This window comes from Neisseria sp. 27098_8_139, from assembly GCF_041433195.1.
GTDB lineage: Bacteria > Pseudomonadota > Gammaproteobacteria > Burkholderiales > Neisseriaceae > Neisseria > Neisseria subflava.
In genome coordinates this window covers 1-25185 of record NZ_JAPWBA010000008.1, presented here as the reverse complement: position 1 = coordinate 25185, position 25185 = coordinate 1, and the positions used below count along the sequence as shown (strand labels likewise).

The 25185-nt window shown below is 50.2% G+C and carries 24 protein-coding genes and 1 riboswitch; of the genes, 17 read left to right on the top strand and 7 right to left on the bottom strand.

What is annotated here, in order from left to right:
- Positions 1-16 precede the first annotated feature (16 nt).
- Positions 17-463, bottom strand: coding sequence for a DUF441 domain-containing protein (locus O3660_RS08200; RefSeq protein ID WP_049351132.1), 447 nt, complete (start codon positions 461-463; stop codon positions 17-19).
- Positions 464-467: 4 nt separating this feature from the next.
- Positions 468-1442, bottom strand: a complete 975-nt coding sequence (ispB, locus tag O3660_RS08195; RefSeq protein ID WP_049351133.1) for an octaprenyl diphosphate synthase — start codon at positions 1440-1442, stop codon at positions 468-470.
- A gap of 261 nt (positions 1443-1703) precedes the next feature.
- Here ispB and rplU point away from each other — a divergent pair, with 261 nt between their 5' ends.
- From rplU to ubiM, 3 genes are all read left to right on the top strand, one after another.
- A complete protein-coding gene (gene rplU, locus O3660_RS08190) occupies positions 1704-2012 on the top strand; it encodes a 50S ribosomal protein L21 (RefSeq protein ID WP_002216394.1) in 309 nt (102 codons plus the stop codon).
- 27 nt (positions 2013-2039) lie between these two features.
- Entirely contained in the window at positions 2040-2312 is a 273-nt protein-coding gene (rpmA, locus tag O3660_RS08185; protein ID WP_002212328.1) for a 50S ribosomal protein L27, read from the top strand.
- Positions 2313-2586: 274 nt separating this feature from the next.
- Entirely contained in the window at positions 2587-3771 is a 1185-nt protein-coding gene (ubiM, locus tag O3660_RS08180; protein WP_049351134.1) for a 5-demethoxyubiquinol-8 5-hydroxylase UbiM, read from the top strand.
- 67 nt (positions 3772-3838) lie between these two features.
- Here the strand turns inward: ubiM and O3660_RS08175 are convergent, their stop codons facing one another.
- Both O3660_RS08175 and queF read right to left on the bottom strand, forming a co-directional pair.
- The gene (locus O3660_RS08175; protein ID WP_049351135.1) at positions 3839-4516 is read right to left on the bottom strand and encodes a 7-cyano-7-deazaguanine/7-aminomethyl-7-deazaguanine transporter; all 678 of its coding nucleotides are present in this window, start codon (positions 4514-4516) and stop codon (positions 3839-3841) included.
- A 99-nt stretch (positions 4517-4615) separates the two neighbouring features.
- Positions 4616-5089 (bottom strand): preQ(1) synthase, encoded by a 474-nt coding sequence (queF, locus tag O3660_RS08170; RefSeq protein WP_003748427.1) that lies wholly within the window; start codon positions 5087-5089, stop codon positions 4616-4618.
- Positions 5090-5092: 3 nt separating this feature from the next.
- Positions 5093-5137, bottom strand: a riboswitch (PreQ1 riboswitch).
- A gap of 148 nt (positions 5138-5285) precedes the next feature.
- Here queF and rfaQ point away from each other — a divergent pair.
- On the top strand, positions 5286-6368 hold the full coding sequence (rfaQ, locus tag O3660_RS08165) for a putative lipopolysaccharide heptosyltransferase III (protein ID WP_154954189.1): 1083 nt from the start codon (positions 5286-5288) through the stop codon (positions 6366-6368).
- 6 nt (positions 6369-6374) lie between these two features.
- Here rfaQ and O3660_RS08160 read toward each other — a convergent pair whose 3' ends face one another.
- Positions 6375-7355: a hypothetical protein gene (locus O3660_RS08160; protein WP_049351137.1), complete on the bottom strand. Its 981-nt coding sequence runs from the start codon at positions 7353-7355 to the stop codon at positions 6375-6377.
- 363 nt (positions 7356-7718) lie between these two features.
- Between O3660_RS08160 and O3660_RS08155 the strand changes: the two genes are divergently transcribed.
- The gene (locus O3660_RS08155; protein ID WP_371464818.1) at positions 7719-9014 is read left to right on the top strand and encodes a M23 family metallopeptidase; all 1296 of its coding nucleotides are present in this window, start codon (positions 7719-7721) and stop codon (positions 9012-9014) included.
- Between the two features lie 96 nt (positions 9015-9110).
- Positions 9111-10331: a nicotinate phosphoribosyltransferase gene (gene pncB, locus O3660_RS08150; protein WP_049351139.1), complete on the top strand. Its 1221-nt coding sequence runs from the start codon at positions 9111-9113 to the stop codon at positions 10329-10331.
- 39 nt (positions 10332-10370) lie between these two features.
- Here pncB and mtgA read toward each other — a convergent pair whose 3' ends face one another.
- The gene (gene mtgA, locus O3660_RS08145) at positions 10371-11072 is read right to left on the bottom strand and encodes a monofunctional biosynthetic peptidoglycan transglycosylase (protein WP_003684244.1); all 702 of its coding nucleotides are present in this window, start codon (positions 11070-11072) and stop codon (positions 10371-10373) included.
- Between the two features lie 2 nt (positions 11073-11074).
- Positions 11075-11884: a shikimate dehydrogenase gene (gene aroE / locus O3660_RS08140; RefSeq protein WP_049351140.1), complete on the bottom strand. Its 810-nt coding sequence runs from the start codon at positions 11882-11884 to the stop codon at positions 11075-11077.
- Positions 11885-12080: 196 nt separating this feature from the next.
- Here aroE and glnA point away from each other — a divergent pair, with 196 nt between their 5' ends.
- The 11 genes from glnA to O3660_RS08085 form a co-directional block, all read left to right on the top strand.
- Positions 12081-13499, top strand: coding sequence for a type I glutamate--ammonia ligase (gene glnA, locus O3660_RS08135; protein ID WP_371464817.1), 1419 nt, complete (start codon positions 12081-12083; stop codon positions 13497-13499).
- Between the two features lie 210 nt (positions 13500-13709).
- Positions 13710-14954, top strand: a complete 1245-nt coding sequence (locus O3660_RS08130) for a hypothetical protein (protein ID WP_371464816.1) — start codon at positions 13710-13712, stop codon at positions 14952-14954.
- Between the two features lie 62 nt (positions 14955-15016).
- The gene (locus O3660_RS08125; RefSeq protein ID WP_049351143.1) at positions 15017-15667 is read left to right on the top strand and encodes a site-2 protease family protein; all 651 of its coding nucleotides are present in this window, start codon (positions 15017-15019) and stop codon (positions 15665-15667) included.
- Between the two features lie 131 nt (positions 15668-15798).
- Positions 15799-16803: a tRNA dihydrouridine synthase DusB gene (gene dusB / locus O3660_RS08120; protein WP_049351144.1), complete on the top strand. Its 1005-nt coding sequence runs from the start codon at positions 15799-15801 to the stop codon at positions 16801-16803.
- A 54-nt stretch (positions 16804-16857) separates the two neighbouring features.
- On the top strand, positions 16858-17097 hold the full coding sequence (locus O3660_RS08115; protein WP_049351145.1) for a Fis family transcriptional regulator: 240 nt from the start codon (positions 16858-16860) through the stop codon (positions 17095-17097).
- Between the two features lie 181 nt (positions 17098-17278).
- Positions 17279-18154 (top strand): EamA family transporter, encoded by an 876-nt coding sequence (locus tag O3660_RS08110; protein ID WP_049351146.1) that lies wholly within the window; start codon positions 17279-17281, stop codon positions 18152-18154.
- 66 nt (positions 18155-18220) lie between these two features.
- Complete coding sequence (locus O3660_RS08105) at positions 18221-19036, top strand: hypothetical protein (RefSeq protein WP_049351147.1); 816 nt, start codon at positions 18221-18223, stop codon at positions 19034-19036.
- Positions 19037-19145: 109 nt separating this feature from the next.
- Positions 19146-20315 carry a chloride channel protein gene (locus tag O3660_RS08100; RefSeq protein WP_371464836.1) on the top strand — a complete coding sequence of 390 codons (1170 nt, stop codon included), beginning with the start codon at positions 19146-19148 and terminating at the stop codon, positions 20313-20315.
- Positions 20316-20478: 163 nt separating this feature from the next.
- Positions 20479-22059, top strand: coding sequence for a bifunctional phosphoribosylaminoimidazolecarboxamide formyltransferase/IMP cyclohydrolase (gene purH, locus O3660_RS08095; protein WP_371464814.1), 1581 nt, complete (start codon positions 20479-20481; stop codon positions 22057-22059).
- Positions 22060-22259: 200 nt separating this feature from the next.
- Positions 22260-22388, top strand: coding sequence for a hypothetical protein (locus O3660_RS08090; protein WP_256388401.1), 129 nt, complete (start codon positions 22260-22262; stop codon positions 22386-22388).
- Between the two features lie 758 nt (positions 22389-23146).
- The coding region (locus O3660_RS08085; RefSeq protein WP_371464813.1) for an ESPR-type extended signal peptide-containing protein at positions 23147-25185 on the top strand (2039 nt) is incomplete at its 3' end.

Sequence of the window (25185 nt, the reverse complement as noted above, 5' to 3'; positions counted from 1 at the left end):
GTTAAAGGAGGGGATTTTAAACCTTTCCGGCAAAAAAAGACAATAAGCCGGCGGCAATTAAGGGGCCTACCGGAATGCCGCCAAGAAAAGCAACGCCGATGACAGTACCGATTAATAATCCGGTTACCAAAACAGGCTGTTCGCTCATCAATGGAACGCCACGTCCGGCAAGCCAAGAGACAAAGATGCCGATCAGGACGGAGGTAATCATTTTGAAATTGAGAAACTCGGACAGCGGCGGAATCTGTATTTTGCCGGAAACCAGCGGACTCAATACGCCGATGGTCAGCATAATGATGCCCACTTGCAGGCCGTGTTTTTCTACAAAGGGAATGTATTGCGACAAAGCGGTTTGCTGCATCAACAATAAGACGGCCGCCGAAATTGTAATCGAGTTGTTGTTGCTGACAACGCCTAAAAAAATCAGCGTAACCAGAAACAAAGGGACAAAGCTGAAATTCATCGGATTAAGATACTCGGGCCAAGGATTCTTTTGCCAGTTGGATCATGGCATCTTTGACTTCGCTGTCAGGCAACACGTCCAATGAAGCGATGGCTTTGTCGACAGCTTTTTTCGCCTCGGAAATCGAATACGGCAAAGCGTCGGAGTTGACGACAAAGTCGTGGATTTTTTCAAAATAGCTGCGGTCGGCATTTTCCAAAGCGTGGCGCACATCGTTTGCGGCCTGCTCGGAACCGTTTCTCATCAAGTAAATCAATGGCAGGGTAGGTTTGCCTTCTGCCAAATCGTCGCCGACGTTTTTGCCGATTTCTTCGGTTTCGCCAGAGTAGTCCAATACATCGTCAATGATTTGGAAAGCCGTACCGACGTACATGCCGTAGTCTTTCAAGGCTTGCTCGTGTTCGGGGGAAGCCTTGCCCAAAATTGCGCCGACTTGCGCGGCAGCTTCAAACAGTTTTGCTGTTTTGTATTGGATAACTTGGACGTATTGCTCTTCGGTAATATCCGTATTGCCGATGTTCATCAGCTGCATGACTTCGCCTTCGGCGATGATGTTGGTCGCATCTGCCATCACTTCTAAGATACGCATACTGCCTGAGCCAACCATCAGTTGGAAAGCGCGTGTATATAGGAAGTCGCCGACCAAAACAGCCGCCGCGTTGCCGAAGAGGTTGTTTGCTGTTTTACGGCCGCGGCGCAAATCGCTTTCATCGACGACATCGTCGTGCAGGAGGGTGGAGGTGTGGATGAATTCCACCATCGCTGCCAGCGAGTACAGTTTTTCATCGTCATGCCCGACTGCTTTGCCTGCCAAAATGGTAATAATCGGACGCAGGCGCTTACCGCCCGCGCTGATGATGTATGTGCCGATTTGCGAAATCAGCGCGACATCGGATTGAACAGCTTGGTTGATGACCGCATTAACTTTGGCAAGGTCATCGGGCAGGTGGCGTTGGAAGTAAGGCAGGTTTTCGAGCATAAAACATTCTCTGTTGATAAAAGGAGCGGGGCTCCAATGAATCTGTTTAAACCCGTACATTCGGTCGGGGTAATAACGTTGCATAAAGATATCAGCAATCCAGCGCGTGATTATATCAGTTAAAAAGCATGCAACATATCTTTCAGACGGCCTTTTCACTTGTAAATAAAATAAATTTTGACAAAACAGGCAAATAGAAATAGAATAGCTCGTTTCGCACATGGTGTGCGGAAAGTTAACCTAATTCTCATGGAGTTGAGTATGTACGCGGTCGTAAAAACCGGCGGTAAACAATATAAAGTTTCCGTTGGCGAAAAATTGAAAGTAGAACAGATACCAGCCGAACTCGACAGCCAAATCGAACTGACTGAAGTTTTGATGATTGCTGACGGCGAATCTGTAAAAGTAGGCGCACCTTTTATCGAAGGCGCAAAAGTAACAGCTAAAGTCGTTGCTCATGGTCGTGGCGAGAAAGTACGCATTTTCAAAATGCGTCGTCGCAAACACTACCAAAAACGCCAAGGCCATCGCCAAAATTTCACCCAAATCGAAATCGTGGCAATCGCCTAATTTCAAGTAAGTTCAGGAGTATTACAAATGGCAAGTAAAAAAGCAGGCGGTAGCACCCGCAACGGTCGCGATTCAGAAGCCAAACGCTTGGGCGTTAAAGCCTACGGCAACGAGCTGATTCCGGCAGGCTCTATCATCGTTCGTCAACGTGGTACTAAATTCCACGCAGGTGACAACGTAGGCATGGGCAAAGACCACACTTTGTTTGCTAAAGTCGACGGTTACGTTGAATTCAAAACCAAAGGCGCGCTGAACCGTAAAACCGTCAGCATCCGTCCTTATACCGGTTCTGAAGAATAATCGTTTTACGATTGAAAGCCGCATTCCTTTTCGGAATGCGGTTTTTGTTTATCTGACGGTTTTGTCTGTTTGATAAAATCCGTATGTCGTGAAGCTTGATTTATATTAAGGCCAAAGTAAAAACGTGCTTATAATCGATGGCCTTTGTTTTATTCTATTGATTCTTTCTATATAATCTATCAAATGCCTTTGATTTACCCTCATGTAGCTAAACACAGTAAACTTAAGGCCGTCTGAAAAAATCCGTATCAGTTGAATACAAGGAATTCCTCCCATGAGCTTACACAGTGATATTCTCGTCGTCGGCGCAGGCCCTGCAGGATTAAGTTTTGCCGCAGAGTTGGCCGGAAGCGGTTTGAACATAACCCTGATTGAAAGAAGTCCTTTAGAAGTGTTGCAAAATCCGCCGTATGACGGTCGTGAAATCGCATTGACACACTTGTCGCGCGAAATCATGCAGCGATTGGGTATGTGGGATTTGATTCCAAAAGACGAAATTTATCCTTTGCGCGATGCCAAAGTGTTGAACGGCCATTCCGATTACCAGCTCCATTTCCCGCAACCGACTCAGGCGCGCGGCGAGCCTGCGGACTGCTTGGGCTATTTGATCTCCAACCACAATATCCGTAAAGCCGCTTATGAAGTCGTGTCCAAATTGGACAACGTCAAAATCCTGACCGGCACCAATGTTAAAGAAGTTAAAACTTCTGACAATGAGGCGCAAGTTATTTTGGAAAGCGGCGAAGTATTGACCGGCCGTCTGTTGTTGGCCGCCGATAGTCGCTTCTCGCAAACGCGCCGTCAACTGGGCATTTCTTCAGATATGCACGATTACAGCCGCACCATGTTTGTGTGCCGCATGAAGCATACTCTGTCCAACCTGCATACCGCATATGAATGCTTCCACTACGGCCGCACCATTGCGTTACTGCCTTTGGAAGAACACTTGACCAATACAGTGATTACGGTGGACAGCGATAAAGCCGAAACGATTAAAAATATGTCGCCGGAAGAGTTGGCAGCCAGCGTGAAAGAGCAACTCAAAGGCCGTTTGGGCGATATGGAATTGGTCAGCACCATTCACAATTATCCTTTGGTCGGTATGATTGCCCAACGTTTCTATGGCAAACGCAGCGCGTTGATCGGCGATGCCGCAGTCGGTATGCATCCGGTTACTGCGCACGGTTTCAACTTGGGTCTGGCAAGTGCCGATCTTTTGGCTAAATTGGTTCTCGAAGCCGAGCAACGCGGTCAGGATATTGGTGCGAAGAGTCTGCTGGAAAAATACAGCACCAAGCATATGTTCCATGCCCATCCGATTTACCACGGCACTAATATGCTGCTGAAACTCTTTACCAATGAAACTGCTCCGGCAAAACTGCTGCGCGGTTTGGTATTGCGTGCAAGTAATAACTTCCCACCGCTGAAAAAACTGATTACCAAACAATTGACCGGTTAATTGTTTAAAACATAAAAGGCCGTCTGAACGATTAAAGTTTCAGACGGCCTTGTTTTTTATCTGCAGCTTATTTGGCTAAAACTGATTCGGGCATTTCTTGACGGACGTTTAAGGAAGTCAGCTTTTTGGTCAAGATGCTCAATACGATGCCGTAGGCAGGCAGGAAGAAGAGGGTGCAGATGGCGAGTTTGAACAGATAATCGACAAATGCGATGCCCTGCCAATTTGCCGCCATAAATTCATCGTTGCTTGCATAAAAGGCAACGGCGAAAAACACCAGCGTGTCCAAAGCGTTGCCGACTACGGTGGAAGCGGTAGGGGCAACCCACCATGATTTCAGACGGCGTAATCTGTTGAACACGAAAATATCGAGGATTTGCCCGAGCGCATAGGCAGAAAAGCTGGCCAATGCGATACGGCCGACGAAGGTGTTAAATTCAGTTAAAGATGCCCAGCCTGTCCAGTTGCCCTCATGAAAGAGGACGGAGAAGACGTAAGAGAGCAGCAGGGCAGGGAACATCACCCAAAAAATAATCCGTCTCGCCAACGGCGCGCCGAAAATGCGCACGGTCAGGTCGGTAGCGAGGAAGATAAAGGGAAAGGAAAATGCGCCCCAAGTGGTAAAGATACCGAAAATTTGAAAGGGGAACTGCACCAGATAGTTGCTGGCGGCAATAATAAAAATATGGAAAAGCACCAGCCAGAAGAGCGCTTTCTTCTGCTGTGCGGCGGTAAATTCGTACATGGAAATCTTTCGGAGTTTTTCAGACGGCATGAGGCCTTGAGAGACCGTGCAATAGAGAAAGTCTTGCAATGAAAAGGGCGTTAGGCCGTCTGAACAGGATTATTGTGCATCGTGCTCAAACAAGCGTTTGCGTGCCAAAGCTTCAAACTCTGTGCCTGCTTTGCCGTAGTTGGCAAACGGATGAATGGCGATGCCGCCGCGCGGTGTGAATTCGCCGAATACTTCGATGTATTTCGGATCCATCAGGGCGATGAGGTCTTTCATGATGATGTTGACGCAGTCTTCATGGAAGTCACCGTGGTTGCGGAAGCTGAAGAGATAGAGTTTCAGTGATTTGCTTTCCACCATTTTAATATGGGGAATATAGCGGATGTAGATGGTGGCAAAGTCGGGCTGGCCGGTCATCGGGCAGAGGCTGGTGAACTCGGGGCAGACGAATTTGACGAAATAGTCGTTGTCGGGATGTTTGTTGTCGAACGCTTCCAAAATTTCAGGTGCGTATTCGCTCGGGTATTGGGTTTTCTGGTTGCCCAAAAGGGAGATGCCTTGCAGCTCTTCGTTGTTGCGGGACATGAGGTTTCCTTAGTTTTTTAATGTGGGAGGTTTTCGAACCACGGGGTGCGGATTGTAATATAAATTGCATGGCTTGTGCGGATTTTATAGCGATGAATCAGCAAGATAGGTTTCAGACGGCCTGTTTTGTATTTTATGAAACCTGTTTTCCGCTTTACAATAGCAGCCAATCAACAGGCCGTCTGAAAGTATTTGTATGTCTTTAGCCCAACCCAAACGTATTCTGATCATCAAATTGCGCCATCATAGCGATGTGCTTTTGAGCACGCCGGTGGTCGATGCGCTGAAAACCCGTTTCCCCGATTGCGAAATCGATATGCTGGTGTATGCCGGTACGGGGCAGCTGATTGCCGATAATCCGCAGATTGCGCAGATTTTTACCATTGATCGAAATTGGAAGAAGCTGGGTGTACTCAAACAGTTGGCGTGTGAGAAAAATCTTTTGTCTAAGCTGAAGGCGCGTGATTACGACTGGGCTTTCAACCTGTCCGACCAATGGCGCGCGGCAATAATCGCCAAACTGTGCGCCCGTTGCAGCGTGGGTTTGGACTGCATCAAGCGCGACGGTTTCTGGTGGCGTTTCTGTCATGATTTTATCAACCATGAGCTTGATACCAGCCATCATATCGTTGAAAACCAGTTGAATATCCTCGCGCCGCTTATCCAGCCGGAAGACGTGGCCGATGCGAGGGTACGCCTTTGGGTGGCACAAGATGCAAGGAAAAGCATGCGGCAGAAATTGCGTGAGCAGGGTTGGAGCGGCGAAGATTATGTGTTGCTGCACCCGGGGGCGCGTTGGCATTTCAAATGTTGGGAAGACGGCAAAAACGCCGCTATCGTACAGCTTCTGCTCAACAGCGGACAGAATGTCGTATTGACTGCTTCTCACAACACTGTCGAGCAATACATGCTTCAGGAAATTATAGGCCGTCTGAATATTCCGGAAGGCAGAAAAGTATATGTGCTGTCCGGATGCTTGAGTCTGCGTGAATTGGCGGCGGCCATTGAGGGCGCCAAGCTGTTTGTCGGTGTCGATTCCGCACCGATGCACATCGCCGCAGCTTTGGATAAACCGCAAATCGCTTTGTTTGGCGCGTCATGGGTGAATAAATGGCGTCCGTATTCCGAAGAGGCCGAGGTCATTTATGCCGGCGATTATGCCGAATTGCCCCATCCTGACAGTATCGACACCAACGATCCGACACGTCTGTTGAAAGCGATTCCGTTGCAGGATGTGTGGGACAAAATTTTGGCCAAATTGGAGGCGTTGGAGGCTTAAAACCGCTTACCACGATCCGTTAAACGTTTTAGCTTTGCGCCAAAATGCCCATTTGGAACGGTGGCCGATTTCCAGCGTGCCGCCGTTTTCGCCGTCTGTAGCAATGTAAACGGTTTTCAGACGGCCTGAAGCGAGTGCGTCCCATAAAGGAGCAAACCAACGAGTTTCCCAGCTTTCCAAAATATCTTTGTATGCCCAAACATCGCCTGTCTGTAAGGTGGAAACCAAGTCGTCCAAAAAGATAAGGCCGTCTGAAACCGCATTGCCTGTTTCTTGAACCATCTCAAACCAAGCCTTCAAATCATATGGCGCATCGAGTTTGGGCTTATCCGAAAAACGCGCCCATGCGCTGTCTGAAGCGACAATATCCGCAGACTGTGTACCGTCCGCGTCATTCCACAGCCACAAACCGTTGATTTCCGGCAATCCTTGTTGTTCACGCGCTTGGTTAATCGGATGCGTGTGGAGAAACATTTGGATTTCCGTCTGCATGGCCAACCAAGACACCGCATCTTTGCCGTGTGCCTGACCGTCCATTTCCGGCTGCCCGCACACATCCAAAACACATTCCGCGCCCCAATCTTCAATCTTCGGCATATTGAGCAGCCACATGCTTTCGCAAAGCGGCTCGAATTGCCAATCTTTATCTTGATAAAACGCCGACAAATCCGCACATAACCGTTGCGCCTCCTCTTTTTGGATGCCGATAAACTCGCCGCTGATAATGTTGACATGGTGCATGCCCATCTGTTGCCAAACCGGAGAGGCAAAAGCGGCTGTGCGGTTTGGGCTTGTGTGGCGTAAACGTTGCACTTGGGTAATGAGGCTGCCGTTCCACAAATGGCGGCCGTAAAATTCAGACGGCCTGAGTGTTTCTTTGCGTAATATGCCGTAACGCAAAAGACGGTTAAAAGCAGGTAAGGCAAGCGCAGGAACGGATTCGTCGGCAAAGCGGTTGAGCGAGGGGAGGGCGAGGGTCAGTTTCATAAGCGCAAATAGATAGGAAAACCGTTATTTTACGCGACAAATGATGCGTTTCGGAACCTTGCCCTTACGCCCTGAAAAAGAGCCGTTTAGACGGCCGGTTTGGAAAAAACGGGCTGCCATGCTAGAATGCGTGGCGTAAATTTCAGAAAAACAGGGTGTAAATCAACACAATAGCCCTGATAATAACGTCAATCTCAAACACGACCTCATTCATTCCGAATGAAAATCTGATTTTCAGATCGGAAAAAAGACTCAAAGTCCTTTATCCCCAAAACTGTTTAAACCAGCAGGCGGTCGCGGTAGGCCGGATGTGCCGGCATTCTGCAAACTTTAAAAAACAGACCGCCCCATTAAGGATAACGCGTGATTAAAAACAAATATTCCACTCGATTCAAAGCAACCCTCTTAGCGTTTCTGCTGCCGGCTTCAGGCATCATGACCGCATACGCCATTACCGACCCTCAACCTGCACAGACCGATTTCAAAGTCGAGCGTATTTCCGAAGAGCTGCCTGCCATTTATGTGGAAACCAATACCTATCAATCCAGCTATTGGGTGCAAGAAGTTGTCCAAGCCGGCGACTCTTTGGCAGACGTTTTGACGCGCATGGGTGTCAACCAAGAAGACATCAAGCAAATCATGGCGAAAAACAATGCCAACCTCAACATGAAAAACCTGCGGACCAACCAATCCGTCAATATCCGCATCGACTCTTCAGGCCAAGTGACCGACGTTCAATTCTTTACCGATGAAGAATTGGAACGCAACTTGGTGGCTTTGGAAAAAGTCAAAGGCAAATGGCGCATCTCCAATGCCGAAATCGACATGAAAACCATGCCGACCCTGCGCTCCGTGCAAATCCGCACTTCCGCCATCGGCGATATGCTCCGTGCCGAAATTCCTTCCGAAGTGTATATCCAGCTCAAAGAAATCTTTGCCGATTCGTTCAATATGAGCGACTTGGGCGAAGGCGATACCGTGCGTCTTTTGTACAACAGCATGTATTTCCGCGGCCAGCAAATGGCAGTCGGTGATATTTTGGCGGCTGAAGTGGTTAAAGACGGCAAGACCTACCAAGCCTATTATTACAGCCAAGGCAAAGGCGACGAAGAAAGCGGTAGCTACTACGACCAAAACGGTAAGTCCCTGCAACAAAAAGAAGGCTTTAATACCGAGCCTGTTGCATACACGCGCATTTCTTCCCCGTTTGGCTACCGTGTCCACCCGGTCCTGCATACCGTCCGTATGCACACCGGTATCGACTATGCCGCGCCGACTGGTACGCCGATTAAGGCCGCTGCCGACGGCGAAGTGATTTTCAAAGGTTGGAAAGGCGGCTACGGTAACACCGTGATGATTCGCCATGCCAACGGTGTAGAGACCCTGTACGGCCACATGAGCGCGTTCAGCCCTGCCGACGGCAGAGTCCGTGCCGGCGAAGTGATTGGTTTTGTCGGTACAACCGGCCGTTCGACCGGTCCGCACCTGCACTACGAAGCACGCGTCAACGGCCAGCCGGTCAACCCGACTACCGTCGCCCTGCCGACGCCGAAATTGACCCCGACCAATATGGCCGCGTTCCGCAAACAGCAAAAAGATGCCAGCACAATGTTGTCTACCATCCGTTCTTTGCCGGTTTCCGTAGCGCAGTTGGATTAAATAAGATAAAGGCCGTCTGAATAAGGTTTCTTTCAGACGGCCTTTCCTATTAAAATCGATACCCTCATCAAGCCCACGTTTACTCAGAGAAAACTTATGTCCGCTTATCAGCCCATTATCCAATCCCTGCTTGATACCGATCTGTACAAATTTACCATGCTGCAAGTCGTGTTGCACCAATTCCCGCAAACCCACAGCCTCTACGAATTCCGTTGCCGCAACAAAGAGATGGTGTATCCGCTGGCCGATATTCAAGAAGACTTGGAACGCGAACTCGACTCCCTGTGCCAGCTGCGCTTTACCCATGACGAACTCGACTATCTGCGCAGCCTGCGCTTTATCAAAAGCGACTTTGTCGATTATCTCGAACTTTTCCAACTCCAACGCCGCTTCGTCCAAGTCAGCCCTGATGATCAAGGCCGTCTGAACATCCGCATCGAAGGCCCGATGATACAGGCGATGTTCTTCGAGATTTTCATTCTTGCCATCGTCAACGAACTCTATTTCCGCCGCTTGGAAACGCCTGCCGTCATCAAAGAAGGCGAGCGTCGTTTGCAGGCCAAAGCGCAACAGCTGAAAGAAATTGCAGCTACACAAAATCCGAATGATCCGCCATTCCTTATTTCCGATTTCGGTACGCGCCGCCGCTACACCCTTGCATGGCAGGAACACGTTATCCGCACCTTATTAGAAGCCGCTCCCGACATTGTGCGCGGTACCAGCAATGTTTATCTGGCCAAAAAAATCGGCATCACACCCATCGGCACCATGGCGCATGAGTTCCTCCAAGCCTTCCAAGCCTTGGACGTACGTTTGCGCAATTTCCAAAAAGCCGCGCTGGAAAGCTGGGTACACGAATACCGCGGCGACCTCGGTATCGCCCTGACCGACGTGGTCGGCATGGATGCCTTCTTGCGTGATTTCGACCTGTACTTCGCCAAACTCTTCGACGGCCTGCGCCACGACAGCGGCGATCCTTATGTTTGGGGCGATAAAGCCTACGAGCATTACAAAAAACTCAAAATCGACAGCCGCACCAAAATGCTGACCTTTTCAGACGGCCTCGATATTGAGCGTTCATGGGCGTTGCACCAATACTTCAAAGACCGTTTCAAAACCAGTTTCGGTATCGGTACCAACTTGACCAACGACTTGGGACACACGCCTTTGAACATTGTCTTGAAGCTTGTCGAGTGTAACGGCCAATCCGTCGCCAAGCTCTCCGATTCCCCAGGCAAAACCATGACCACCAACAACACCTTCCTCGCTTACCTGCGCCAAGTGTTTGACGTACCGGAGCCGGAAGAGAAAGCTTAAAAATAAAGGCCGTCTGAAATGTTCAGACGGCCTTTTTGATTAATCCATATCGCTTTCGGGTAGTTCCGCCGAGCCCATGCGGCGTAAGATGATATTGGTTTTGTTGTGCATCCGTTTGCTCTTAGGATGGTCTGCGTAAAACAGCGGAGCCGGAACGCGCGCCGTGAGCTTGGCGGCTTGTTGGCGGGTGAGGGCGGAGGCAGGTTTTTTGTAGAAATACTGGGACGCAGCCTCCGCGCCGAATACGCCGTAGTGCCATTCGATTGAGTTCAGATACAGCTCAAAAATGCGGTCTTTGTCGGTAACGGCTTCCATCATCGCCGTAATCGCCGCTTCTTCGCCTTTGCGGATGTAGCTGCGGCTTTCGTTAAGAAACAGGTTTTTCGCCAGTTGCTGGCTGATGGTCGAACCGCCGGCTTTGACTTCGCCGCTTTGCTTATTGCGTTTCATGGCATATTTGATGCCGTTCCAGTCAAAGCCGCTGTGTTCGGCAAAGTTGGCGTCTTCGGAAGCAATCAGGGCTTTTTTGAGATTGACTGAGATTTGGTCGTAAGGCACCCAGCGGTAATCCAGCTCGACATCGCGGCCTTCTTTTGCAAACTGGCTCATGCGCATGGACATGAAGGCGGTTTTGCTGGGCGCGACGGCGCGGTAAGTAATGATGTTGCCGTACACATAAGCGTTGAAGAAAATGAAGATGCCGATGGGCAGGGCAATCAGCCATTTGATGATGCGGAACATGGTTACAGGGCTTTCATGTATTCGATAACGGGGCGGATATCGGGCGTAAATCCGCGCCAAATATGGTAGGAGGCGGCAGCCTGACCGACCAGCATACCCAGGCCGTCTGAAACTTCGGCCGCGCCGTTGCTTTGGGCAAAGTTCAAAAACGCCTGCGCCGCTTCGCCGTAAACCATATCGTAGGCAAGGCGGCAGTTGCGGAAAATTTCAGGGCTGACGGCAGGAAGCTGACCGCTCAAGCCGCCGGACGTGCCGTTGATGATGATATCAAAACCGCCGTTCAAATCCGCCATCGGGATGGCTTCAATGCCGAAAAGCTGCGCCAATTCCTCGGCTTTGGCGTGGGTACGGTTGGCAATGACGATACGGGCAGGGCGGTGTTCTTTCAAAACTGGAATCACGCCGCGCACCGCGCCGCCTGCGCCCAAAAGCAAAATGGTTTTGCCTTCGATGGCAATATTTTTGACCTGCGTGATGTCGTTGGCCAAACCGATACCATCGGTATTGTCGCCACGTATTCTGCCGTCTTCCAACCACACCAGCGTATTGACCGCGCCGGCCGCTAAAGCGCGGTCGGAATGTTCGTCTGCCAGCGCAAAAGCTTCCTGCTTGAACGGAACGGTTACATTCGCACCTTGCCCACCCTCGGCGCGAAACGCCGCAACAGCCTCGGCAAAGCCGCTGATTTCGGCACAAATGCGCTCATATTCAATGGCTGCGCCTTCTTGCAGCGCAAACTGCTGATGGATTTGCGGCGATTTACTGTGTGCAACGGGATTGCCGAAAACGGCGTAACGCGGGGTGTTGTTCATAAAACGGTCTGAGAAAACAAAAGAAAAGAGTGCTTATTATAGCGGTCTTTATGTTAAGAAAGCGTAATGTAAAATTGTTGACAATTAAACAGTCTGAAACTATATTTCATTGCGTAAAAACGGGTGCCCTGATGTATTTCAGACGGCCTTACCGTGGTAGAATAACAACTTAAACCTATTCCCTCAGGAGCTGAAGATGTCCATCAAAGACGCTGTAAAACTGATTGAAGAAAGCGAAGCCCGCTTCGTAGATTTGCGCTTTACCGATACCAAAGGCAAGCAGCACCACTTTACCATCCCCGCCCGCATCGTCCTCGACGACCCTGAAGAGTGGTTTGAAAACGGTCAGGCGTTTGACGGCTCGTCCATCGGCGGCTGGAAAGGCATTCAGGCATCCGACATGCAGTTGCGCCCCGACCCCGCGACTGCCTTCATCGACCCCTTCTTCGACGACACCACCGTCGTCCTCACCTGCGACGTCATCGACCCCGCCGACGGTCAAGGTTACGACCGCGACCCGCGCTCTATCGCACGCCGCGCCGAAGCCTATTTGAAATCTTCCGGTATCGGCGACACCGCCTATTTCGGCCCTGAGCCTGAATTCTTCGTTTTTGACGGCGTAGAATTTGAAACCGATATGCACAAAACCCGTTACGAAATCACTTCCGAAAGCGGCGCATGGTCAAGCGGCCTGCACATGGACGGTCAAAACACCGGCCACCGTCCGACCGTCAAAGGCGGTTACGCACCTGTTGCGCCGATTGACTACGGCCAAGACCTGCGTTCTGCCATGGTCAATGTTTTGGAAGAACTCGGCATCGAAGTGGAAGTCCATCACGCCGAAGTCGGTACCGGCAGCCAAATGGAAATCGGTACCCGTTTCGCCACCTTGGTTAAACGCGCCGACCAAACCCAAGACATGAAATACGTGATTCAAAACGTTGCCCACAACTTCGGCAAAACCGCCACCTTCATGCCTAAACCGATTATGGGCGATAACGGCAGCGGTATGCACGTTCACCAATCCATTTGGAAAGACGGTCAAAACCTGTTCTCAGGCGACGGCTATGCCGGCTTGAGCGACACCGCGCTCTACTACATCGGTGGCATCATCAAACACGCCAAGGCCCTGAACGCGATTACCAATCCGTCCACCAACTCCTACAAACGCCTCGTGCCGCACTTTGAAGCGCCGACCAAACTGGCATATTCTGCCAAAAACCGTTCCGCTTCCATCCGTATTCCGTCTGTGAACAGCAGCAAAGCACGCCGTATCGAAGCGCGTTTCCCTGATCCGACCGCCAACCCATACTTGGCATTTGCCGCTTTGTTGATGGCCGGTTTGGACGGTATTCAAAACAAAATCCATCCGGGCGACCCTGCCGATAAAAACCTGTACGACCTACCACCGGAAGAAGATGCATTGGTGCCTACCGTTTGTGCTTCTCTGGAAGAAGCACTGGCCGCCCTCAAAGCCGACCACGAATTCCTCCTGCGCGGCGGTGTGTTCAGCAAAGACTGGATCGACAGCTACATCGCCTTCAAAGAAGAAGATGTCCGCCGTATCCGTATGGCACCTCATCCGCTGGAATTTGAAATGTATTACAGCCTGTAAAACAGCAAAGGCATTTTAAATAGGAAATCAAAGGCCGTCTGAAACTGGATTTGAAGTTTCAGACGGCCTTTGGGCTTGAAATAGATAGGGCGATTGAATTAGGTATGATAGTGAGCAGCAATGAATCATGCCGTTTGAAAGCCTTTATGGAATCGGCGCCTTGTGTTAAATTGTGCTAACGAAATCATTTAATCAAAAAGGTTATACAGAATGAAGAAAATAATTGGTTTGGCCATTGCTGCGGCATTTGGTTTGAGCGCGTGCAGTAATTTAGATCACAAAACCGCACACGAGGTAATGTCGATTTCCAATGACCGTATTTTAAAAGAAGACCGCAGCTTTAACATCACAGGCAGCTCTCGAATATATATCAGCCCATTGGCTGAAGCTGTATTGGCAGATGAAAAGGTGGAAAAGAAAGCCGAAGCGAAAGCAAAGGATGCCAAAGCCAAAGAGGGGGAGGCGGCATCCTCTATGAAGGTTGCTCAAGAAGACGACGCTGCTTTGAAGCAGGAGTTTTCTGAACGAGAAGAGGCTGAGTTCCGCAATGCAATGCTTGATGCCTTGCCGGATGGCAATATCGCACAAGTTGCCGTTGATTATCTGGATAAATATCCTGCCATATCCAGTTACATGGAAGGGGTTCATCTGAATTATGAGTCGGCAGTTGATTTGTCAACGCGTCAATTTGAGATGATTCCTGAATTGGTCATCAACAACCACAATGAAAAACTTAGTATCAAACTTCCTATGAAGTTAGATGCGGAAAAATGGGAAATTTATGTTGATCTGCCTGCCAGCGTGTCTGCCATTGTTAATGTGTACACTGATGAGAAAATCGGCAAACGTTTGATTAAAGAACCTTTAAAAGTGAGTTTGAAAGAAATCGGTGATTCGAAACACATGCCTTTTGATCATATTGCAGAGGCGGGAGTACGTGCTTTTTTGAGTGCCAATAAGGCTATGCCTGCCGATGCATATGTATTTAAAGAAATGGATGCCTTTGGTAAGGCAAACCATGCACGCTATCGTGTACGTCATGTCATGAAACCGGAGTATGATTCTGTCGTAATGAAGGCAATGGCTAAGGCTTTTGATGAAGAATTGTCGAAATTACAGAAAACGCCTCAACCAGGGTCAACAGAAGAAGATTATAAAAATGCGCGGGAATTTTTCAGTATGTCTGTCAACATAAGTGATAACCAGCCACTTAGCTTCCAGAGGATATTCGATAACAATCTTGTTGTCGACTATTATCTCGACCGCAAAGGCCGCATGTTGGCTTCCCGCATGTATATGCAAATCAACGGCACACATAAGGCCATTAATATTATCGGCGACAGTGTGTACAGCAATTACGGCAAACCAGTCTTCAAATTGAATCCGCAAGGTAAGGGCATTACTTGGAAAGAGCTGAAAGAGTTTTTCAGTTCGAATAAAAAAGAAGACGATTAAAGCCTCGGGCCGTCTGAAAGGATATTTTCTGTTTTCAGACGGTATGTTTGATAAGGAAAACCATGTTTGCAAATTTTGATTTAGGCGTATTTCTGCTGGCAGTATTGCCCGTGTTGTTGGCCATTACCGTGCGCGAAGTGGCACGCGGTTATACGGCGCGATATTGGGGCGACCATACCGGCGAGCAGTTTGGGCGTTTGACCCTCAATCCGCTGCCGCATATCGATCCTGTCGGTACGATTGTCGTGCCGCTGGTGTGTCTGATGATAGGCAGTTTTCTGTTCGGCTGGGCGCGTCCTATGCCCATCGATTCGCGCAATTTCCGCGATCCGCGCCGTGCGTGGCGTTGGGTGTCGATTTCAGGTCCGATTGCCAATCTGATTTTGGCATTCTTCTGGGGCTTTGTCGTCGTATTGTCCGCGTATGTACCTGAATCTTATCAAGCGCCGTTGGTGCAGATGGCCGGTTACGGCGTGATGGTGAACTCGATTTGGGTCGCATTCAGCCTGATTCCGATTTTGCCTTGGGACGGCGGTATTTTTATCGATACCTTCCTTAACGCCAAACAGTCCATGCAGTTTCGTAAAATCGAGCCATACGGCACATGGATTATCCTGATCCTGTTGTTTACCGGCCTGCTGGCCAAACTGATTTGGCCGATTATCGCCATGATTCAGGCCGCAGTGCAGATGGTTGTTATGCTGTTTATTTAAATATTGTGGCTGAAAAGGCCGTCTGAAACTCAGTTCCAGACGGCCTTTTTCATTGTGCAACATGTAAATACGATTGGAAAAATTGCTTAAAAATTGTACAATTTCAGCCCTTTCAACTTGGCGCACACATCATGCACATCGGCGGCTATTTCATTGACAACCCCATCGCACTTGCCCCCATGGCAGGCATTACGGACAAACCGTTCCGCCGGATTTGCCGCGAGTTTGGCGCAGGGTGGGCGGTATGCGAAATGCTGACTAGCGATCCGACGCTGAGACATACCAAAAAGACCTTGCGCCGCAGCGATTTTGAAGGCGAAGGCGGAGTTGTGGCCGTGCAGATTGCCGGCAGCGATCCGCAGCAGATGGCAGAAGCCGCACGTTACAACGTCGGCTTGGGTGCGCAGGTCATTGATATAAACATGGGCTGTCCGGCCAAAAAAGTCTGTAATGTGCAGGCAGGCAGCGCGTTGATGCAAAACGAGCCTTTGGTTGGCGAAATCTTGGAAGCCGTTGTCAACGCGGTGGATGTACCCGTTACCCTCAAAACCCGTTTGGGCTGGCACGACGAACATCAAAACTTGCCGACCATCGCCAAAATTACCGAAGAATCAGGCATTGCAGCCCTTGCCATCCACGGCCGCACGCGCACGCAGATGTACAAAGGCGAAGCGCGTTACGAACTGATTGCCGAAACCAAAGGCCGTCTGAACATCCCCGTTTGGGTCAACGGCGACATCACTTCGCCACAAAAAGCCGTCGCCGTCCTCAAGCAAACCGCTGCCGACGGCATCATGATAGGGCGTGGCGCACAAGGCAGGCCGTGGCTTTTCCGTGATTTAAAACATTATGCAGAACACGGCGTTTTGCCGCCGGCCTTGAGCTTGGCAGAATGCAACGCCACTATTTTGAACCATATCCGCGCCATGCATGAATTTTATGGCGAAGTGGCCGGCGTACGTATTGCCCGCAAACACATCGGCTGGTATATCGACGAAATGCCCGAAGGCGAGCAGACACGCCGGGACATCAACCGCTTGGACAGCGCCTCAGCACAATACGACACCCTTGCCGCCTATCTTGAGACGCTTTCAGAGAAAACCGACCGCTGGGTATGCCACTATCGGGAAGACTAAAGGGTTTCAGACGGCCTCATCATTTAAAAAACAAATCCAAAGAAAGACATGACGATGAATCAAACGACGACTGACATTGCGCAATGTATTGAACAAAACTTACGACAATACTTCAAAGACTTGGATGGTACGGAACCTTGCGGCGTGTACGATATGGTGTTGCACCAAGTCGAAAAACCGATGCTGATTTGCGTGATGGAACAATGCGGCGGCAACCAATCTAAAGCTGCGGTCATTTTGGGGTTAAACCGCAATACCTTGCGCAAAAAGCTGCAGCAGCATGGTTTGTTGTAATAGGGAGGATAGGACGGACATTTCTGCCTGCCTATAATGAAAGAACCGGCCATGTCATTTATCCATTAGTTAGATATTTTTGGATTTGCTGACACAATCAAAATAAAAACAGCTTGAAAAGGCTTCAGGCCGTCTGAAAACCAGAGAAGAAACGATTAATTTTTTTACCATGAGTTGAACCATGCTTTACCAAATACTCGCATTGTTAATCTGGGGCAGCTCGTTTATCGCTGCCAAGTATTCCTACGAGATGCTCGACCCGACGCTGATGGTTGAGGCGCGGCTGTTGATTGCCGCGTTGATGGTGCTGCCGTCGTGCCGCCGTCATTTGGGTAGGATTCCGCGGAGCGAGTGGAAGCCGTTGTTGTGGATTTCCTTTGTCAACTACGTTGTCGTTTTGATGCTCCAGTTTATCGGTTTGAAATATACATCCGCTGCCAGCGCGATTACCATGGTGGGGTTGGAGCCTTTGCTGGTGGTCTTTGTCGGTCATTTCTTCTTCAACGACAAAGCCAAACTTTACCACTGGATTTGCGGCGCGGTGGCGTTTGCAGGCGTGGGCATGATGGTAATGGGCGGTGCAGAAGAGGGCGGTACGATTGACTGGTTCGGCTGTTTGCTGATTTTGCTTGCAGGATTCGGTTTTGCAGGCGTGATACGTCCGAGCCAGCAGATGATTGCCCGTATCGGTGCGCCCGCATTTACCGCGGCTTCCATGGCGGTGGCGGCGGTGTTGTGCCTGCCGTTTTCGCTGGTGTTGGCAGACAGCTATCAAATCAACTGGTCATGGGGTGGTACGCTGTCGATTTTGTATATGGGGATTGGCTGTAGTTGGCTTGCCTATCTGTTGTGGAATAAAGGCATGAACACAGTCCCTGCCAACGTCTCCGGCCTGCTGATTTCGCTTGAGCCAGTCATCGGCGTTATCATGGCGGTGTTAATTTTGGGCGAACATTTAAGTACTATGTCTGCGATAGGTATTACCGTCGTTATTGTGTCCACTTTTGTCACCGGTATGTTGGCGCGTGTCAGCAACAAACACAAGAATGCCGTCTGAAAATGGTTTCAGACGGCCTGAAGTAAGCAGTATCTTTTTTCAATAAGACATTTTGGGAAAATTTCTATGAAACGCATTATCTCTCTGCTTTTGCTCGCCTGCCCTGTCTTGGCGTCGGCTGCACCCGATAGCGACAAAGCCGCCGTACAGGCCGTCATTGCCAAGTATTACAACCGACCGCTTGCCGCGCACAAATGCCAGCTTACTGAGCCGCCGAAAGACAGTGAGACAGCATCTGACAATATTATGTATTGCATGAAACCCGTTGCCGACCATACCGTAACGCGCAACGGCACGCCTACGCGCTATGTGTTGTACACGGGTTTTGCCTACGATATGAAGCTCAAAGTCAAACAAGACGCGCATGCTTCTTCCGGTCTGGCAGAATTGTTTGTTTTGGAAAAAGCAGACGGCAAGTGGGCAATCAAACAACATGGAAGCGATGAAATTGGCGCATGGGGGGAGCCGTCGGAGAATAAGGCGTGGAAGTTTGTTCAGGTTGGCGCGCAAGACTGGGGCTATGTTGCCGAGTCAAGTTATACAGGCCAAGGCGACACGACGACTTCGCAAAACTTCCTGTTTACCGATAATAGCAACCGTGTCCGTAAAAGCTTAATTATCAACGGTAACGATAACGGCGCATATTACGGCAATTGCGATGAATATAAAGGGCGCGAAAAACGAAACTGCAAAGACAGATATACCAGTCTGGAAGCCAAAATCGCTTTTGACAAAAGCCGTCCTGCCGTATCCGGCGTATGGGCGTTGGCTGCAAAACTCAGCGGCGTATCAGGAAAGAAAAATTATAAAAATCAGAAATATATTTTCCCTTATAACGGCGAAACCCACGTCGCCCCCAAAAACTATCCCTTAGGCGGATAATAGTTCCCTTAAAACGCTTTTATCAAACCATTACTACCTCAAGCCAAATCCCGTGAAAGAAACGCATAAACTTTGGGCCGCCCTCATCATTACCGGCATTATCGGCGGCATGGTTGGCATTGTATTAACCGAAATCATGCATACGATTCAACATCTTGCTTATGGTTACGGTTCAGACGGCCTATACGTTTCTTTCCGGGAGGGCGTATCGCAGGCAAGTCCTGCGCGGCGTATCGGCGTGATGACCTTTTGCGGCGCGGTGGTTGGTTTGGGGTGGTGGTTGCTCAAACGCTACGGCAGGCCGCAACCGGGCATTAAAGCCGTGGTTAAAAATCCTCTCGCCGGTTTTCCGTTTTTTGAAACCGTCAGTCATGCCCTGTTGCAAATCATTACCGTCGGGCTTGGCTCGCCGCTCGGTCGCGAAGTTGCGCCGCGTGAAATGACCGCCGCTTTCGCCTCAGTCGGCGTCAACCGTTTCGGGTTGAGCGAAGACGACGCAGGGCTGGTCATTGCCTGCGCCTCGGGTGCAGGTTTGGCGGCCGTGTATAACGTGCCGCTCGCCTCCACACTTTTCATCCTCGAAGCCATGCTGGGCTTGTGGACGCAGCAAGCCGTCGCCGCCGCATTGCTGACTTCAGTCATCGCTACCGCCGTCGCGCGCATCGGCTTGGGCGACGTGCAGCAATATCATCCGGCCAACCTTTCCATCAACACCTCATTACTTTGGTTTTCCGCCATCATCGGCCCGATACTGGGCGCAACCGCCGTCTTTTTCCAGCGTACCGCCCAAAAGTTCCCCTTCATCAAGCGCGACAACATCAAAATCATTCCCTTGGCCGTCTGCATGTTTGCACTCATCGGCGTAATGTCCGTTTTGTTTCCCGAAATTTTGGGCAACGGCAAAGCAGGCAACCAACTGACCTTTGGCGGATTGACCGACTGGCAACACAGCCTTGAACTGACCGCCGTCAAATGGCTGGTCGTCTTAATGGCGCTGGCGGCAGGCGCATACGGCGGTCTGATTACCCCGTCCATGATGCTCGGCAGTACCATTGCCTTTGCCGCTGCAGCCGCGTGGAATAGTTTTTTCCCTGAAATGTCCTCTGAAAGCGCGGCCGTTGTCGGTGCCGCCGTTTTCCTCGGCGTTTCCCTCAAAATGCCCCTGACAGCCATAGCCTTTATTTTGGAGCTCACCTACGCCCCCGTTGCCTTACTCATGCCATTATGCACAGGCATGGCAGGCGCAGTATGGGTAGCAAAGAAAATGGGATTTAAATAGACAAAAGCAAAAGGCCGTCTGAAACCAAGTTTCAGACGGCCTTTTACAATAAAATTGTTAACAATATTTGCAAAAACCTACTGCCAAAAATGCGAAACTGGGGGATAATACCGCCCTGAAAATTCATCCCATACTGATTAAACCTTCAACAAAGGAAATCCAAATGTCTTCCATCAAACGCGCCCTGATCAGCCTATCCGACAAGACAGGTGCAGTCGAATTTGCCCAAACCCTGACCAAGCTCGGTGTTGAAATCCTCTCTACCGGCGGTACAGCAAAACTCTTGGCTGATGCAGGCGTTCCCGTTATCGAAGTTGCCGACTATACCGGCTTCCCCGAAATGCTCGACGGCCGCGTGAAAACCCTGCATCCGAAAATCCACGGCGGCATCCTCGGCCGTCGCGATTTGGACGAACACGTCGCCAAGATGGAAGAACACAGCATCGGCAACATCGACCTCGTGTGCGTCAACCTCTACCCCTTCGCCGCTACCATCGCCAAACCAAACTGCACACTGGAAGACGCGATTGAAAACATCGACATCGGAGGCCCGACCATGGTGCGCTCTGCCGCAAAAAACTGGAAACACGTCGCCATCGTTACCGACACAGCCGATTTCCCTGCCATCGCCGCCGAACTCGAAGCCAACAACGGCGCATTGAGCGACAAAACCCGTTTCAACCTCTCACGCAAAGCATTCAGCCATACCGCCCAATACGACGGCATGATTTCCAACTACTTAACCTCGCTTTCAGACGACGTCTTGAGCGGTCAGCCCCAAATCGGCGAATTCCCCAGCCAGTTCAACCAAAGCTGGATTAAAGTGCAAGACATGCGCTACGGCGAAAATCCGCACCAACGTGCCGCGTTCTACCGCGATATTTACCCCGCCGCAGGCAGCCTTTCCGCCTACAAACAGCTGCAAGGCAAAGAATTGTCGTACAACAACATCGCCGATGCCGATGCCGCATGGGAAGCCGTCAAATCCTTTGACGCGCCGGCCTGCGTGATCGTAAAACACGCCAATCCGTGCGGCGTAGCCATCGCCTCCAATACCTTGGATGCCTACAAACTCGCCTACGCTACCGACACCACCAGCGCATTCGGCGGCATCATCGCCTTCAACCGCGAAGTGGACGGCGAAACCGTCAAACAAATTACCGACAACCAATTTATGGAAGTCCTCATGGCGCCGAAGTTCACCGCCGAAGCCCTCGAAATCGCCGCCGCCAAGAAAAACGTGCGCGTATTGGAAGTGCCGCTTGAAGCAGGTGCCAACCGCTTTGAACTCAAACGCGTCGGCGGCGGACTGTTGGTACAAACGCCCGACATCCACCGCATCAGCTGCGCCGATTTGAAAGTCGTCTCCAAACGCCAACCGACCGAGCAGGAATGGAACGACCTGATGTTTGTTTGGAACGTCGCAAAATACGTCAAATCCAACGCCATCGTCTTCGGCAAAGGCGGCCAAACCTACGGCATCGGCGCAGGTCAAATGAGCCGCGTGGACAGCACCCGCATCGCCGCCCGCAAAGCGCAAGATGCCAATCTCGACCTCAACGGCGCATGTGCCGCTTCCGATGCCTTCTTCCCATTCCGTGACGGCGTAGATGTCATTGCCGAGCAGGGCATCAAAGCCATCATCCATCCGGCAGGCTCCATGCGCGACCAAGAAGTCTTTGACGCAGCGGACGAACACGGCATCGCCATGGTCGTAACCGGCATCCGCCATTTCCGCCACTAATAAGCTGATATAAAATAAAGGCCGTCTGAAAACAAAGTTTCAATATCATGAAACCCGTTTTCAGACGGCCTTCTTCAATCATCAAACAATTTAGCGGACTAACTGCAAATCAGGACAAAGCAACCAAGCCCCAGCCAGCCCGATAAATAAGGCAATACAACGCCACACAAGCCTAAAACCAACCCACTCAGAGAAAAAACATGAAACACATCCTCCTCATCCTTACCCTCGCCACACTCACAGCCTGCGCCTCCAGCCATACCGGTGGCTACGGCTATGCCGGCAACAACGGCGCTTCCGCAGGCGTGACCCAAACATTCCGTTGGTAAGGCCGCCTGAAAACAACACAGTTTTCTACAATAGAGAACAAACAAATCCCAAACGTAAAGGCAAGTTTTACACTTGCCTTTTTAATCTTATCTATCGGCTCAATAGCGCATAAATTCGTATCATTTATTCACCATTTATATGTTAGAAAACGTTAAAGGCCGTCTGAAAACAGGCTATGCAAAGCTTTTACACGTTTTAAACCAACTTTCAATACAAAATTCATTAATTATCTAAATAAAAGCCGACATCCAAATCTATCACTAAAGTATCCTATTCGTATAATATTTAATAATCATTTCTGTTTAAAAAAATTAAGTGAAATCATATTGTTATAAAAGCGTTTAAAAAGCAACAAGTAAATCTAACCGGCATGACCGTTGAAGTCGAAAAAATAACACTTTATCGGAAGAGTCAATTTACGAAACCAAAAGCATATAAAATTTGAGTCAGGATTCCGAATGCATTGAAAGAAGCTAACAAAAAGTGACTTGTTAAGAAACAAGCTGACAAAAAAATGGCACATCGTTTCCCAAACTTCACAAGCTTCCCAAAATGTATCAGCATAAAATCCCATAAAACAGGCTTTTAGCTGTTATTCGGCCGAATGGAGACTTTGGGCACGGGAATTGCATACGAGAGATTACGACGTAAAACCGCATAAAGGGGAGACTCTGAAGTGCGGCATATATATGGACAAGCAGTTTATGGTCGAGCAACACGTCCCAAAAGAAATCAAACCCCTTACAGGAAAATCGATATGAATAAAGTCTTTAAAGTTATTTGGAACCACTCGACCCAGACATGGACTGCGGTTTCTGAAATCAGCCATGCACACGGCAAAAAATCCGCTTCCGACAAGCGTAAAGCCGTAGCTGCTGTAGTTGCAGTGGCAGGTGCCTTAATGGCTTCTAGTGCTGCTCAAGCAGGGGTGGTGGTATTGGGTGGTAGTAGCGCGACCGGCCAAGATTCTGTTGCTATTTCAACCGAAGCTACCGCAACAGGTACAAATGCAGTTGCGGTTGGAGCGGCCTCAAAAGCAACCGGTACAGCCTCTTTTGCCGGTGGTGCATCAGCTAATGCTGCTGGTGTAAGCTCTGTTGCGGTCGGTGGTTCTATGACTGCGGCTGAAGCTGCTCAAGCAGTTGGTAATAACTCTATTGCAGTAGGTTTTAAATCAAGTGCTTCTCAAACTGCTGACATTGCAGTAGGTTATAACGCTAAAGCTAATGGTACTTCTACTGGTTCTGATGGCGACGGCGTAGTAAATAATGCCGGTTCTGCAATGGCGATTGGTACCGACTCTCAAGCAACCGGTATCGTAGCAACTGCCATCGGTCAACGTTCTCAAGCCCTGGCAAACGGCGCGGTAGCATTGGGTGGCGACGCTCAAGCCAAACAAGGTTCTGACGTAGCAATCGGTCGCGGTTCTGTAGCCGACGGTATTTCTGCTTCTGCATTCGGTCCTGCTGCTCAAGCAACTGGTAAATACGCAGTGGCTTTGGGCGTACAAAGCCAAGCTACTTCAGAACAAGCCATCGCATTGGGTCGCCTCTCTCAAGCTAACGGCAAGTTTGCAACTGCTCTGGGTAACGGTGCTCAAGCAACAGCCCAAAACACTCTGGCTTTGGGTACAGAAGCTAAATCTACTATCGAAAACAGCGTAGCCCTGGGTAACGGTTCTACAACCAGCGCATTCGTACCTACTAACACTGCTACTGTTGGCAGCTACACTTACAGCGGCTTCGCAGGCGCAACCAGCGGCTTGGGCAACGGCGCAGTATTGTCTGTAGGTTCTGCAGGTAACGAACGTCAAATCCAAAACGTTGCCGCAGGTCGTATCAATGCAACTTCTACCGATGCAATCAACGGCTCTCAATTGTTTGCCGTAGCAAACCGCATCGAAAACCTGAATCCGTTTGTATTCTCAGGCCACAATGGCAGCGGTAGCTCACCTGCTGAAGGTACATTCAAATACAATCCAAATTCAACAAACAATCCTCTGAAACTGATCGCTGGTCACGGTTTGACAATGACCTCAAACGGCACTAACGAATACACCCTGAGCGTAATCGGTGGTGGTGCAACTGGTGCAACTGGTGATACCGGCGCAACTGGTGCAACCGGCGCAACCGGTGCTACCGGCGCAACTGGTGCTACTGGCGCAACTGGTGCTACTGGTGCTACTGGCGCAACTGGTGCTAAAGGTGATACCGGTGCAACTGGTGCTACCGGCGCTACTGGTGCTACCGGCGCTACCGGCGCTACTGGTGCTACTGGTGCAACTGGTGCTACCGGCGCTACCGGCGCAACTGGTGCTACCGGCGCAACTGGTGCAACCGGCGCAACTGGTGCTAAAGGCGATACCGGTGCTAAAGGTGATACCGGTGCTAAAGGCGATACCGGCGCAACTGGTGCAACCGGCGCAACTGGTGCAACTGGTGCAACTGGTGCAACTGGTGCTAAAGGCGATACCGGTGCTACCGGTGCAACTGGTGCTAAAGGTGATACCGGCGCAACTGGTGCTACTGGTGCTACCGGTGCTACCGGTGCAACTGGTGCTAAAGGCGATACCGGTGCTACCGGTGCTAAAGGCGATACCGGTGCTACTGGTGCTACCGGTGCAACTGGTGCTAAAGGCGATACCGGTGCTACTGGTGCTACCGGTGCAACTGGTGCTAAAGGCGATACCGGTGCTACTGGTGCTACCGGTGCTACCGGTGCTACCGGTGCTACCGGTGCAACTGGTGCTACCGGTGCAACTGGTGCTACCGGCGCAACTGGTGCTACCGGTGCTAC

What these genes read in the sequence shown, in the direction of transcription:
- O3660_RS08200 (WP_049351132.1), bottom strand. Translation starts at nt 463, where the DNA reads ATGAATTTCAGCTTTGTCCCTTTGTTTCTGGTTACGCTGATTTTTTTA.
- ispB (WP_049351133.1), bottom strand. Translation starts at nt 1,442, where the DNA reads ATGCTCGAAAACCTGCCTTACTTCCAACGCCACCTGCCCGATGACCTT.
- rplU (WP_002216394.1), top strand. Translation starts at nt 1,704, where the DNA reads ATGTACGCGGTCGTAAAAACCGGCGGTAAACAATATAAAGTTTCCGTT.
- rpmA (WP_002212328.1), top strand. Translation starts at nt 2,040, where the DNA reads ATGGCAAGTAAAAAAGCAGGCGGTAGCACCCGCAACGGTCGCGATTCA.
- ubiM (WP_049351134.1), top strand. Translation starts at nt 2,587, where the DNA reads ATGAGCTTACACAGTGATATTCTCGTCGTCGGCGCAGGCCCTGCAGGA.
- O3660_RS08175 (WP_049351135.1), bottom strand. Translation starts at nt 4,516, where the DNA reads ATGTACGAATTTACCGCCGCACAGCAGAAGAAAGCGCTCTTCTGGCTG.
- queF (WP_003748427.1), bottom strand. Translation starts at nt 5,089, where the DNA reads ATGTCCCGCAACAACGAAGAGCTGCAAGGCATCTCCCTTTTGGGCAAC.
- rfaQ (WP_154954189.1), top strand. Translation starts at nt 5,286, where the DNA reads ATGTCTTTAGCCCAACCCAAACGTATTCTGATCATCAAATTGCGCCAT.
- O3660_RS08160 (WP_049351137.1), bottom strand. Translation starts at nt 7,355, where the DNA reads ATGAAACTGACCCTCGCCCTCCCCTCGCTCAACCGCTTTGCCGACGAA.
- pncB (WP_049351139.1), top strand. Translation starts at nt 9,111, where the DNA reads ATGTCCGCTTATCAGCCCATTATCCAATCCCTGCTTGATACCGATCTG.
- mtgA (WP_003684244.1), bottom strand. Translation starts at nt 11,072, where the DNA reads ATGTTCCGCATCATCAAATGGCTGATTGCCCTGCCCATCGGCATCTTC.
- aroE (WP_049351140.1), bottom strand. Translation starts at nt 11,884, where the DNA reads ATGAACAACACCCCGCGTTACGCCGTTTTCGGCAATCCCGTTGCACAC.
- glnA (WP_371464817.1), top strand. Translation starts at nt 12,081, where the DNA reads ATGTCCATCAAAGACGCTGTAAAACTGATTGAAGAAAGCGAAGCCCGC.
- O3660_RS08130 (WP_371464816.1), top strand. Translation starts at nt 13,710, where the DNA reads ATGAAGAAAATAATTGGTTTGGCCATTGCTGCGGCATTTGGTTTGAGC.
- O3660_RS08125 (WP_049351143.1), top strand. Translation starts at nt 15,017, where the DNA reads ATGTTTGCAAATTTTGATTTAGGCGTATTTCTGCTGGCAGTATTGCCC.
- dusB (WP_049351144.1), top strand. Translation starts at nt 15,799, where the DNA reads ATGCACATCGGCGGCTATTTCATTGACAACCCCATCGCACTTGCCCCC.
- O3660_RS08115 (WP_049351145.1), top strand. Translation starts at nt 16,858, where the DNA reads ATGAATCAAACGACGACTGACATTGCGCAATGTATTGAACAAAACTTA.
- O3660_RS08110 (WP_049351146.1), top strand. Translation starts at nt 17,279, where the DNA reads ATGCTTTACCAAATACTCGCATTGTTAATCTGGGGCAGCTCGTTTATC.
- O3660_RS08105 (WP_049351147.1), top strand. Translation starts at nt 18,221, where the DNA reads ATGAAACGCATTATCTCTCTGCTTTTGCTCGCCTGCCCTGTCTTGGCG.
- O3660_RS08100 (WP_371464836.1), top strand. Translation starts at nt 19,146, where the DNA reads ATGGTTGGCATTGTATTAACCGAAATCATGCATACGATTCAACATCTT.
- purH (WP_371464814.1), top strand. Translation starts at nt 20,479, where the DNA reads ATGTCTTCCATCAAACGCGCCCTGATCAGCCTATCCGACAAGACAGGT.
- O3660_RS08090 (WP_256388401.1), top strand. Translation starts at nt 22,260, where the DNA reads ATGAAACACATCCTCCTCATCCTTACCCTCGCCACACTCACAGCCTGC.